This window comes from Ruegeria sp. AG1 (assembly GCF_056541705.1).
Genome location: NZ_JBQFYU010000005.1, coordinates 141,029 through 153,479 on the forward strand (window position 1 = coordinate 141,029; position 12,451 = coordinate 153,479).

The following is a 12,451-nucleotide window of genomic DNA, read 5'->3' on the forward strand; positions in this document are numbered from 1 at the left end:
CGACCATAACAGGCGCCCTATTCGTCGAGCGAGGTTTCCCCTTAAATGCCCGTAGTTGTTGTAGAATCTCCGGCCAAAGCAAAAACAATCAATAAATATCTCGGCCCCGACTACACGGTTCTGGCCTCCTATGGCCATGTGCGGGACCTGCCGCCCAAGGACGGATCGGTCGATACCGACCACGAATTCGAGATGAAGTGGGAGGTCGGCAATGACAGCAAAAAGCACGTCAAAGCGATTGCCGATGCGCTAAAGGAAGACAACGCGCTAATCCTCGCAACCGACCCTGATCGCGAGGGGGAAGCGATCAGTTGGCACTTGCAGGAAGCGCTGACCAAGAGGCGCTCAATCAAGAAAGATACGCCGGTCAGCCGCGTGACCTTCAACGCGATCACCAAAGAGGCCGTCACCCAGGCGATGCAAAACCCGCGCGAGGTCGACATGCCGCTGGTTGAGGCCTACCTGGCCCGTCGCGCGCTGGACTATCTGGTGGGCTTCAACCTATCGCCGGTTCTGTGGCGTAAATTGCCCGGCGCGAAATCGGCAGGTCGGGTTCAATCTGTCTGCCTGCGGCTGATCGTCGAACGCGAGATGGAGATCGAGGCTTTCAAGCCGGTCGAATACTGGTCGGTCAAGGCCCTGTTCGAAACGCCACGCGGCCAGACCTACGAGGCGCGCCTGGTCACCTATGCCGGCAAAAAGCTGGACAAGCACGATCTGAAAGACGCGACGCAGGCAGAGCTGGCTGTTCAGGCCATCACCAGCCGCGCGCTGAGTGTCACCTCGGTCGAGGCGAAACCTGCGGCACGCAACCCCAGCGCGCCCTTCATGACCTCGACCCTGCAACAGGAGGCCAGCCGCAAGTTCGGCATGGGTGCGCGGCACGCGATGCAGGTGGCGCAACGCCTCTATGAGGCGGGCTACATCACTTATATGCGAACCGACGGCATCGACATGGCCCCCGAAGCGGTCGCCGCCACGCGCGATGCAATCTCGGACCGGTTTGGCGCCGAATATGTGCCGGACAGCCCGCGCATCTACAAGAACAAGGCCAAGAACGCGCAGGAAGCGCACGAATGTATCCGCCCGACGGATATGACGCGCGATGCAAAAGAACTGAAAGTGACCGATGAAGATCAGCGCAAGCTTTATGATCTGATCTGGAAGCGCACGATTGCTTGCCAGATGGCTGCTGCGCGCCTGGAGCGCACAACCGTTGAAATCGGCAGCGACGACGGTCAGGTCGGCCTGCGCGCAACCGGTCAGGTGGTGCTGTTTGACGGCTTCATGCGCGTCTACGAAGAAGGCCGAGACGATGTGGCTGATGACGACGAAAAGCGCCTGCCTCAGATCATGCAGGGCGATCCTGCGCGGTTTGCCAAGGACTCTCTGATTGGCCAATTCGAAAAGGCGACAGGTGAGGCTCAGGTCACAGAAGGCGCAAAAACCGCGAAAGAGGCAATCCTGTCCGAAAACGAAGCCGTTCTGGCGCTGCAGCACCACACGCAGCCGCCTCCGCGCTATACTGAGGCCACACTCGTCAAGCGGATGGAGGAGCTGGGGATCGGTCGTCCTTCGACCTACGCTTCAATCGTGACCACGATTCAGGACCGCGAATATGTGCGCAAGGACAAGAACCGCCTGATCCCTGAGGAAAAGGGCCGGATCGTCACCATCTTTCTGCTGAACTTCTTCCGCCAATATGTGGGCTACGAATTCACAGCGAATCTGGAAGAAGAGCTGGATGACGTCAGCGCCGGCGATCGCGACTACAAGGATCTGCTGGGCAAGTTCTGGCGCGATTTCTCAGCCGCGATTGGCGAAACGTCTGAGCTGCGAATCTCGGAAGTGCTGGACAAGCTCGACGAAGCACTGGCCCCGCAATTATATCCGCCTCGTGAGGACGGGTCGGACCCGCGCATTTGCCCGAAATGTGGGACGGGGCAACTGCATCTTAAAACTTCTCGTACCGGCGGGTTCGTTGGCTGCGGCAACTATCCCGAATGCACCTATACTCGCCCCATCGCGGGCGAGGGGGCCGAAGGAGATGAACGTCTTCTCGGTGAGGATGCAGGCGATGAGATCTGGCTGAAATCCGGCCGGTTCGGTCCCTATGTCCAGCGCGGAGAGCCGACGCCAGAGAACAAGAAACCCCCGCGCGCCTCTCTGCCCCGTGGGTGGAGCAAGGATGACATGGACCTTGAGAAGGCCCTGACCCTGCTGTCCCTGCCCCGCCAAATCGGTGAACATCCCGAAGGCGGTATGATCAGCTCGAACTTCGGGCGGTTCGGGCCGTATATCATGCACCAACTGCCGGAAGAGGCGAAACCGGTCTACGTCAATGTCAAAGACCCCAATGACGTGTTCGAGATCGGCATGAACCGCGCGGTCGAGATGCTGGCAGAAAAACGCGCCAATCCGGGACGTGGTCGGCGCGCGGCGGCAGCCCCCCTCAAAGAGCTGGGCGAACACCCTGATGGTGGTGTCATGCAAGTTCTTGATGGGCGCTATGGACCTTATGTGAAGTGGGAAAAGGTCAACGCCACCATTCCCAAGGACATCAAGCCCGAAGATGTGACGCAGGAAATGGCCATCGAATTGGTCAATGAACGCGCCGCAAAGAAGGGAACAAAGAAGAAGGCTGCCCCAAAGAAGAAGGCCGCTGCTAAGAAAACAACTAAGAAAACGGCAAGCTAGGGTTGGATAGGTAGAAATACCACCAGCCCTTTGGATTCGTTGACTTCCCCCTGACGCGGCGGCACAACCTGCCCATCACCATGTCATTGGGGGAGTTTTCCATGAAGAAAATCTATGCCAATGCCTCTGACGCGCTCGACGGAGTGCTTTCGGATGGCATGATGATCGCGGCGGGCGGTTTCGGCCTTTGCGGCATCCCGGAACTGCTGCTAGAGGCGATCAAAGACTCTGGCGCTCAGAACCTGACCTTTGCGTCAAACAACGCAGGCGTCGACGATTTCGGCATCGGCATCCTGCTGCAAACCAAGCAGGTCAAGAAAATGATCAGCTCTTACGTCGGCGAAAACGCCGAGTTCATGCGCCAATATCTGGCCGGAGAGCTTGAGCTGGAATTCAATCCGCAGGGAACTCTGGCCGAACGGATGCGCGCAGGTGGCGCAGGTATCCCCGGTTTCTACACCAAAACCGGCGTGGGCACCGTGATCGCTGAGGGCAAGGAACACAAAGACTTCAATGGCGAGACCTACATTCTGGAAGAAGGCATCTTTGCCGATCTGGCCATTGTCAAAGCCTGGAAGGCCGATGACACCGGCAACCTGATCTTCCGCAAGACCGCGCGGAACTTCAACGTGCCTGCCGCGACCTGCGGCAAGATCTGCATCGCCGAAGTCGAAGAGATCGTCCCCCGCGGTTCAATGGACCCGGATGCGATCCACCTGCCGGGCATCTATGTGCATCGGATCATTCAGGGCGATCACGAAAAGCGCATTGAACAGCGCACCACCCGTAAGAAGGAGGAAGCATAATGCCTTGGGATCGGAACCAGATGGCCGCCCGTGCGGCGCAAGAGCTTGAAGACGGCATGTATGTGAACCTTGGCATCGGTATTCCGACGCTGGTGGCAAACTATGTGGGCGACAAGGACATCACCCTGCAATCCGAGAACGGCATGCTGGGCATGGGCCCCTTCCCGTTCGAAGGTGAAGAAGACCCCGACCTGATCAACGCGGGCAAGCAAACCATCACTGAGCTGTCGCGCACCGCATATTTCGACAGCGCGACCTCGTTCGCGATGATCCGGGGCGGCAAGATTGCTGCCGCGGTTCTGGGCGCAATGGAAGTGGATGAAGAAGGCGATCTTGCCAACTGGATGATTCCCGGCGTGCTGGTCAAAGGCATGGGCGGCGCGATGGATCTTGTAGCTGGTGTCGGCCGTGTAATTGTAGTGATGGATCACACCAACAAACACGGCAAATCCAAGCTGCTGAAAAAGTGCACCCTCCCGCTGACCGGGAAAAAGGTTGTGAATCGCATCATCACCAACCTCGGGGTTCTGGATGTGGTTGAAGGCGGTCTGAAGATCGTCGAGATCGCAGAAGGCGTCACCGAAGACGAGATCCGCGCCGCGACTGAGGCGAACATCGTCAACTAAACAAAGATCAGGGCCTGCTGCGACAGGCAGGCCCTAGTTCAACGTCTGGAATACGCACCCATCCGAGGCATAGACCGGCGGCGTTGCGCAGAGCGCACGCGCGACCTGAAAAGCCGCGAGCACCTTGGGCACGTAGTCCCGCGTCTCTGCATAGGGCGGCACACCGCTGTGTTTGCGAACAGCACCCTCACCGGCGTTGTACCCGGCAAGCGCTAATATCGGGTCATTGTCGAACTCACCCATCAGCCAATCCAGATATTTGACCCCACCTGAGATATTCTGAGAGGGCTGGAAGCTGTCCTGCACGCCAAACCGCTCGGCCGTTGCGGGCATCAGCTGCATCAATCCCTGCGCCCCGGCCGAGCTGACCGCGTCGGCCCGTCCAGCCGATTCCACCGAGATAACCGCCAGCACCAGTGCAGGCGAAACATTAGTGCCAATGGTCGAGCGTAGGATATCGCGCCCCTGGTTGTTCACGATACCCTGCAGAGTCTGCAAACGGGGTGTCGAGACGCTTGTAGCGGCCAGGGCGTTGATCGCCGAATCCAGCCTACCTGGTCCGGCTTGTGCCAGTTCGGGCGAGATCTTCTCCCAAAACGCTTTATACGCGCCTTTCGGCGTCGCCTTAGTCGCAACTACGGGCGTGGTCGATGGCGGCACTTTGGCACGTTTGATGATATCGGGGACCACAAGCTCAGATCCCGTGCTCGGAGCCGAGGGTCTGGAGGCATGTTCTTCAGCAGAAATCTGGATGTTGATCTTTGGCCTTTGACCTGGCTGGGGCGCCTTGATCCTTTTATAGACACCACGCGGTTCGACCTCATCGGCGCGCACGGTGTCTGGCGTGCACACCAGAAACGCCAATACGCCGGCGCATGTGACTGCGTCCCGGAGATTCATTTGCCTGCCTCATGTTTTCGTTTTGATTGATTTGAACCCCGAATCTTCGCGTAAAGCCAGAAAAACCAAGCAAATTGGGGCAGTTTCGCCTCATTTGCCGCAAATTTGCATCGCTCTGGGGTTTCCGCAAAAAACCGAAGGCATTTTTAAGCACATATTTTCAATGACTTACCCATTTTATGACCAAAAAGTTAAGCCTCGGGCAAAATTTTCCCTGTTTGGCCTAATTCCTGCCACGCACAACAGGCAAACATAGATGCATACCGAGACGATCGGGAGCGGACTGAGAGAGAAAGCTCTGGAAGACGCCGAGGTTTAGAAGACTTTTTTAGATCCTTTAGGAGGGACGTAACATGATCAAGTTCATCAAGAACTTCCGCAAAGACGAAGACGGCGCAGTAACAGTTGACTGGGTTGTTCTGACCGCAGCAGTCATCGGTCTGGGTACCGTTGCTTACACCCAGATTTCGAACGGTGCAGTTGGCATGGCCACTGACGTTAACGCTGCCCTGTCCGGCGCGACCATCAGCACAGGTGAAAACGACGGCACCGCAGGTGGTATCGTAACCGCTGGTGAGAACACTAACTAATACAAGACTATCTAGTCTTGAAAATTTGACGTCGCGCCGGAAATCGGCGCGACGTTTTTTTGGGGCCTTACGAAATGCATACGGTGTCCACTCAATCAATATTTTCCCGCCCCTCTACTTTTAGTGTGGTGGTGCAAATCCGGCAAAGAATGCGGCGGACAAATCACTTTTTCGCCAAATTCGCGCCATTCCCGCAAGCCAACATTGAAATCAGGTGCTAGCAAGAAACGTCCTCGGATTTGTTCGCTCGGAAGGCAAAGCGGATACAAGACGACGTCGATAGGTATGAGATGAAAAAGATGTTTAGGACATTTAGAGCCTCTGAAGAGGGTGCCGTCACTGTCGACTGGGTCGTTTTGACTGCGCTAATTATTGGTCTGGCCACGCTTCTCTACTTTGCCATCCAAACAGCCACGATTAGCCTGAGCGGGAACACGAGCCAAGCTCTCAGCAGCGCAACCATTAGCACGGGAACATCCACCGGTGGCGGAGGCGGTATAGCAACTGAAGGCACCGCTGGCGGCAACTGACCGCACTCAAGTCAGCAACGCAACCAATCAAACAAGTCGCCATCAAAGGATGGCGATTTTGGCTTTTTTTACATGTCGTTACTGCGGCGGTTCGCGGCCAGATACTGTCGCGACATGGCTTGAAAAATCTGCACGAAAAGTCTGATTTGTCCCACATTTCGACACAATTCCATCTTACGAATACGATGAACAAATTTGACCCCCTGGCCTTTGGAAGCAAAGCCAGACAGAAATATGAGGTGGATGTATGCGAGCGGTATTCGGACTTGTCCTGATTGTCGGGCTAGCTCTGGCTGGCGGCGCTGTCTACATGGCGCGGAACTATATCTCAGCGTATCAAAACGAACTCGCCCGCGAGCGGCAGGCGACAGCGGCCGCGCTCGAGGCTGCCGCAGCCGAAAAAGCCGAGGTCGAAGTGATCCCGACAGTCAGTGTTATTGTTTCCAATCGAACCCTGAAATACGGAGAACGTTTGGCAGAAGAGGACGTACGCGTCGTTGACTGGCCAGAAAACGCAATACCGGAAGGCAGCTTTACAGACCTTGCAGTTTTGTTCCCAGCCTCCGGCGGCAAAGACCGTTTCGTTCTTCGCACGATGGAAAAAGACGAAGCATTGATGGAAGTCAAAATCACCAAGCCTGGTGAAGGGGCGGGCCTGACGTCTCAGTTGGACAAAGGCATGCGCGCTTTTGCGATTCGGGTTGATGTGGCGTCGGGCGTTTCCGGTTTCTTGCGCCCCGGAGACTATGTTGACGTCTACTGGACTGGTTCGCGTCGCGGGACTACCGCCGAAGCGAACGGCGAGATTACTCGCCTGATTCAGCCCCGAGTTGAATTGATCGCCATTGACCAAATCGCAGGCACAGATGTAACCGGAACGACCATCGCGCGTACGATCACCGTTGCGGTTACACGTGAACAGGTTGCTGTGCTCACTCAAGCGCAGAACACAGGTCGCCTTACGCTTGCCCTTGTCGGAATCGAAGACGAAACCGTGTCATCCGAAGTTATTGAGATCGACCAACGCGCTTTGCTCGGGGTTGTCGAGGAAGAAGCTGCCCCGGTCCCAGAACGCGTAGAACAACCGGTGTGTAAAACTCGAATCCGTCGCGGCGGAAGTGACATAGCAGATGATGTAATCGCCTGCACAAACTGACGCCTATTCAGGACCTTACACCTGCTGAGCCGCGCATTGAGCGCGGCTCTTTTCATTCTTATGTTGCCAATTGCCCACATAAGGAAACTTCCGGAAACCCTTGATTATTGCAATAAATTCCGTTTTCGCGCAGTGTTTCGCCTATAGGGCATAAGACCCATAAAAACGAGGCGTGATCGGAGAGGCAGGTCACATGAAAATACGTTCCTGGATCAGCGCAACCCTGCTGGGGTTGTCGCTCGTTGTAAGCCCAGTCGGCGATGCCGCTTGGGCCGAAACTCTTCGCGTGGTGAAGAAAGGCACAGTGGAAACGCTGGAAGTACCTGTAAACCGCGCGATCGTTGTTGAAAGTGAAGAGCCGTTTGCTGAACTGAGTATCGCGAATGCCGGCATTGCCGACATCTCGTCGCTTTCAGATCGCACGATTTATGTTTTGGGTAAGGCGCCCGGTCTGACGACGCTGACTCTGTTCGATGGCGCAGGCATGCTTCTGGCCAATGTTAGAGTTCGCGTAGCTCCAGACATTACAGAGTTCAAAGAACGCCTGCGGCAGATTCTGCCTAATGAGCAAATCGAAGTGCGCACAGCTAATGATGGAATCGTTTTGTCCGGGACAGTCTCGGGCTCAGCCAAGCTTGCGCGTGCTCTGGAACTGGCGGAACGCTATGCCCCGGATCGGGTGTCAAACCTGATGTCGGTTGGCGGCGTTCAGCAAGTCATGCTGAAGGTGCGTTTCGCTGAAATGAACCGTTCGGTTGCCAAAAACCTGTCTACGTCGCTTGGCTTTGGTGGCAGTGACGTCACGGCGGGTTTCAACACCCTCAACACTCAGGGTGCTTTAAGTAATGCGCTGGCCAACAACATTCCGATCGCACAACAAAATACCGGCGCCATTCTGTTCGGTTTTGGGGCTGGATCAACGCAAGTAAGACTTCTCCTTGAAGCCTTGGAAACCAAAGGGCTTGCACGCACTCTAGCCGAACCGAACCTCTCCGCACTTTCTGGCCAACAGGCGACCTTCCTCGCCGGTGGTGAAGTTCCGATCCCGGTACCTGCGGATGACGGTGTTGTTGCCATCGAATACCGCGCGTTCGGTGTTGAAATCGATTTCATTCCACGCGTGGTCGATGGTGATCTGATCAACCTGGAACTTGGCACTGCGGTTTCGAGCATTGATACGTCGTCGGACTTTACAATCAACGGTGATTCGGTCCCGAGCTTCATCACCCGCCAGACCTCAACCACCATTGAACTGCGCGACGGGGAAAGCTTTGCGATTGCAGGCCTGATTCAAGATGACTTCACGGATCTGAGCAATCAGGTTCCATGGTTGGGCGACGTGCCCGTTCTGGGCACCCTGTTCCGGAGCGCGCAATATCAGCGCGAACAGAGTGAGTTGGTTATCATCATCACCGCGCATCTGGTCTCGCCGACCCGTGGGGAAACGCTTGCTTTGCCGACAGATCGAGTAAAACCCCCCAGTGAGTTTGATCTGTTTATCAACGGTCGCGTTGCTCGGACCGAGCGCGCAGGCGCAGGTGGCGCATCGGAAGTGGCCAAGCAAGATTTTGGCAGTTCCTACGGCTATATTCTGGATTGATGAGGAGGTTAGGACCAATGAAAACGTTGATACTCACCTTAGGTCTTTCGGTTGCAGTAACCGCGTGCACTCGCGAAGCCGGGTATGAAATTGATGCGGGAACCTTTGGCAACGCGACGTTGAACAACTCGCAGGTCATGAACGGTGAGCTGACATACGCTCAGATTCTGAGCCGCCGGTTCGCCGCTGAAGTCCCCAGCCAAGTGAACTTTGCCTTCAACAGTTCTCAGCTCGATGCATCTGCGCAGCGTATTCTGTTGCAGCAGGCGGATTGGATCAAACAATTCCCCGAAGCACGGTTCCGTGTTTATGGCCATACCGACGCGGTCGGCTCTGCCAGCTACAACAAGAGCCTTGGTTTGCGCCGGGCACAAGCAGTTGTGTCCTTCTTTGCCCAACAGGGAATCTCGCGGTCCCGCCTAGAGGCGGTGGTTTCTTTCGGCAAAACGCGTCCACTGGTTGCAACAACAAATCGCGACCGCCGGAATCGCCGGACAGTGACTGAGGTTTCGGGTTTTGTAGACCGCGCGCCGCAGACTCTGGATGGCAAGTACGCCGAAATCATTTACCGCGAATACGTCGAAAGCGCGGCGGCTGGATCGAGTGTCGAGCAGGTCGATGCGACTGGCGGCGGCGGTGGATAATCCCATCTGAACGGGCGACATCGTCGCCCGTTTCCCTACAATTGGTTCTTTTGCGCCAAATTCTCGCCCAACTTCCAAGCGACATTGTGAACAATAGGGTGACCTGCGGCCAAAATTGACCGCATTGGGGCGACAGCAAATCTACCCGAGCGTACTCGTTCGCAAGAAATGCCAAGCCCTCTCTACGAGGATTGTGTATATGAGTAGCGCGACGCCGCAAGACAACGACTCGGGAATTCTGGCCTGCACCATCAGCCGGGATGTCCAGAACTTTGATCTATTGATCGAAGACATGGAAACCATTCTTGGTGAGCGTTGGGGCGATCTTGGCTTTGCCGAAGCTCTCGCGTTTTTCAGCCAACCCGAAGCGGAAACACTGGAATTCGTTGCCCTGGCCATTGATGGTGAGGATGAAGACAACCTCTCGTTGATGGGCGAAATCATCACCCAGGCAAAAGACAAGAAGATCAAAGTGGTGCTTATTGCCGAGGACGTGACCCCCGCCTCGCTACACCAGCTTTTGCGCAAAGGCGCGGATGAATTTGTCCCCTACCCTCTTCCCGAAGGCGAACTGAACGAAGCGATCGAGCGAATGAACAAGCCCGATCCTGTGGTTGCAGCACAAGCGGCCGCCGCCAATCTGACCAGTGGCGAATCAAAAGAAGGCGCTCTGTTCGTTGTACAAGGTCTGGCGGGCGGCGTCGGTTCCACGACACTGGCTGTGAATCTGGCTTGGGAACTTGCAACAATCTCAGACAAGGAAGCGCCTTCTGTCTGTCTGATCGACCTGGATCTGCAATACGGCACGGTCTCGACCTATCTGGACCTGCCCCGCCGTGAAACCGTTTTCGAGATGCTGTCCGACACCGCATCAATGGACGATGAGGTCTTCTCTCAAGCGCTTCAAAGCTATGAAGAAAAGATGCAGGTTCTGACGGCCCCATCCGACATGGTGCCGTTGGATCTGATCACACCCGAAGACATCCAGCGCGTGATAGATACGGCGCGCAAGCATTTCGACTATGTGATCGTGGACATGCCCAAGACATTGGTTTTGTGGTCAGAAACCGTTCTTCAGGCTGCTCATGTTTATTTCGCCATGATCGAACTGGACATGCGCTCGGCTCAGAACGCATTGCGTCTGAAACGCGCCTTGCAGGCCGAAGAGCTGCCGTTCAACAAATTGCGTTTCGCCCTAAACCGGGCCCCGAAATTCACCGATCTGAACGGTAAGGGGCGCATCAAACGTATGGGCGAAAGCCTCGGAATATCGATCGACCTGCAATTGCCCGATGGGGGCAAGCCGGTGATGCAAAGCGGCGATCATGGCCTGCCATTGGCTAGTTCGGCCGCTAAAAACCCTCTGCGTCGCGAAATTGCCAAGCTTGCAAAGTCGCTCCACAGCCTCGGCAGTAACGACGCCGAGGCCGCATAACACAACCCAAGGGAAGAGCCGCCATGTTTTCCAGATATAAGAAAGCGTCTGATGTGCAGCCGGTCGAGACTCCGGCCAAAGCGCCCGAAGCGGCCTCCGCAGCGCCAATGGCAACGGCAACGGCAGTTGCACGCAAGCCCGTTCAGAAGAAAGCTGGCGAAGTCACGAGCGCCGACCGCGACCGAAAACGGAAAGAGCGCCTGAGTGAGATCAAGATTGAACTGCACCGGGAGCTACTGGAAAACCTGAACCTCGCCGCCCTTGAAAACGCGGGTGAGGCCGAGCTTCGCACCGAGATCAGCGCAATTGCCAGCGAGGTTCTGGAAGCTAAAAGCATCGTTTTGAACCGAGACGATCGCACTCAGCTGAACAAAGAGCTTTATGACGAGGTCACAGGCCTAGGCCCGCTTGAAACCTTGCTACGCGACGAAACGGTCAACGATATTCTGGTGAACGGCCCGCAACAGATTTTTGTCGAACGCGCGGGTAAGCTAGAACTCAGCGATATTACGTTTAAGGACGAAAAACACCTGATGCGGATCATCGACAAGATCGTGTCCGCTGTGGGTCGTCGTGTTGATGAATCCAACCCTTATGTTGACGCCCGTCTGGCCGATGGCTCGCGTTTCAACGCGATGGTCCCTCCGATCGCTGTTGATGGCTCGCTGGTCTCAATTCGTAAGTTCAAAAAAGACAAGCTAGGTATCGATGATCTGGTCAATTTCGGTGCGTTCACCGAAGAAATGGCCGCCTATCTTCAAGCCGCGGTTTCGACACGCCTGAATATCATAGTCTCGGGCGGTACGGGTTCCGGTAAAACGACCACTCTGAACGCGCTTTCGAGTTTTATTGACGACGCTGAACGTATCTTGACCATCGAGGATACGGCGGAACTTCAACTGCAGCAGACTCACGTCGGACGGATGGAAAGCCGCCCGCCAAACGTTGAGGGAAAAGGTGAGGTCAGCCCTCGCGATTGTCTGAAAAACGCCCTGCGGATGCGTCCCGACCGCATCATCGTGGGTGAGACTCGTGGCGCCGAGGTGATCGACATGCTCCAAGCGATGAACACCGGCCACGACGGCTCAATGACCACAATCCACGCAAACTCGGCAAGGGATGGTATCTCACGTCTCGAGAACATGATCGCGATGGCGGGGATCGAAATGCCGATCAAGGCGGTTCGCAGCCAGATCTCAAGCGCTGTGAACCTGATCGTGCAGGCCAGCCGTTTGCAGGATGGCTCGCGTCGCATGACCTCGATTACCGAAATTACCGGGATGGAAGGCGATGTGATTTCGATGCAAGAAATCTTTCGTTTCCAACGCGTTGGCCTGACACCCGATAACAAAATCATCGGTCACTTCACCGCCACTGGCGTGCGCAGCCACTATTCTGAGCGCTTCCGCCTGTGGGGCTTTGACCTGCCCTCGTCCATCTACGACCCAACCACAATGTAGGAGATCA

At 55.9% G+C, this 12,451-nt stretch carries 11 protein-coding genes; 10 read left to right on the plus strand and 1 reads right to left on the minus strand.

Features of this window, described 5'->3' with window-relative positions; all coding sequences use genetic code 11:
• Positions 1-45 precede the first annotated feature (45 nt).
• The 3 genes from topA to ACR0B5_RS09030 all read left to right on the plus strand — a co-directional run bounded on the left by topA (position 46) and on the right by ACR0B5_RS09030 (position 4,129).
• Positions 46-2,697 carry a type I DNA topoisomerase gene (gene topA, locus ACR0B5_RS09020; protein WP_480540044.1) on the plus strand — a complete coding sequence of 884 codons (2,652 nt, stop codon included), beginning with the start codon at positions 46-48 and terminating at the stop codon, positions 2,695-2,697.
• A 101-nt stretch (positions 2,698-2,798) separates the two neighbouring features.
• Positions 2,799-3,503 carry a CoA transferase subunit A gene (locus ACR0B5_RS09025; RefSeq protein ID WP_170377861.1) on the plus strand — a complete coding sequence of 235 codons (705 nt, stop codon included), beginning with the start codon at positions 2,799-2,801 and terminating at the stop codon, positions 3,501-3,503.
• Positions 3,503-4,129, plus strand: coding sequence for a CoA transferase subunit B (locus ACR0B5_RS09030; RefSeq protein ID WP_170554670.1), 627 nt, complete (start codon positions 3,503-3,505; stop codon positions 4,127-4,129). Before ACR0B5_RS09025 ends, ACR0B5_RS09030 begins: the two co-directional genes overlap by 1 nt.
• 33 nt (positions 4,130-4,162) lie before the next feature.
• On the opposite strand, the gene ACR0B5_RS09035 is transcribed toward ACR0B5_RS09030, so the two are convergent.
• Positions 4,163-5,029: a lytic transglycosylase domain-containing protein gene (locus ACR0B5_RS09035; protein ID WP_480540047.1), complete on the minus strand. Its 867-nt coding sequence runs from the start codon at positions 5,027-5,029 to the stop codon at positions 4,163-4,165.
• Positions 5,030-5,382: 353 nt separating this feature from the next.
• Here ACR0B5_RS09035 and ACR0B5_RS09040 point away from each other — a divergent pair, with 353 nt between their 5' ends.
• The 7 genes from ACR0B5_RS09040 to ACR0B5_RS09070 all read left to right on the plus strand — a co-directional run bounded on the left by ACR0B5_RS09040 (position 5,383) and on the right by ACR0B5_RS09070 (position 12,444).
• The gene (locus ACR0B5_RS09040) at positions 5,383-5,619 is read left to right on the plus strand and encodes a hypothetical protein (protein ID WP_170659952.1); all 237 of its coding nucleotides are present in this window, start codon (positions 5,383-5,385) and stop codon (positions 5,617-5,619) included.
• Between the two features lie 290 nt (positions 5,620-5,909).
• Positions 5,910-6,149, plus strand: a complete 240-nt coding sequence (locus ACR0B5_RS09045) for a hypothetical protein (protein ID WP_480540049.1) — start codon at positions 5,910-5,912, stop codon at positions 6,147-6,149.
• Positions 6,150-6,396: 247 nt separating this feature from the next.
• Positions 6,397-7,305 (plus strand): Flp pilus assembly protein CpaB, encoded by a 909-nt coding sequence (gene cpaB / locus ACR0B5_RS09050; RefSeq protein ID WP_480540051.1) that lies wholly within the window; start codon positions 6,397-6,399, stop codon positions 7,303-7,305.
• 193 nt (positions 7,306-7,498) lie between these two features.
• Positions 7,499-8,905 carry a type II and III secretion system protein family protein gene (locus tag ACR0B5_RS09055; protein ID WP_170659950.1) on the plus strand — a complete coding sequence of 469 codons (1,407 nt, stop codon included), beginning with the start codon at positions 7,499-7,501 and terminating at the stop codon, positions 8,903-8,905.
• A 17-nt stretch (positions 8,906-8,922) separates the two neighbouring features.
• Positions 8,923-9,549, plus strand: a complete 627-nt coding sequence (locus tag ACR0B5_RS09060; protein ID WP_209254200.1) for an OmpA family protein — start codon at positions 8,923-8,925, stop codon at positions 9,547-9,549.
• Between the two features lie 199 nt (positions 9,550-9,748).
• Positions 9,749-10,984, plus strand: coding sequence for a CpaE/TadZ family protein (locus tag ACR0B5_RS09065; RefSeq protein ID WP_480540054.1), 1,236 nt, complete (start codon positions 9,749-9,751; stop codon positions 10,982-10,984).
• A 23-nt stretch (positions 10,985-11,007) separates the two neighbouring features.
• Entirely contained in the window at positions 11,008-12,444 is a 1,437-nt protein-coding gene (locus tag ACR0B5_RS09070; RefSeq protein WP_480540056.1) for a TadA family conjugal transfer-associated ATPase, read from the plus strand.
• Positions 12,445-12,451: the final 7 nt, after the last annotated feature.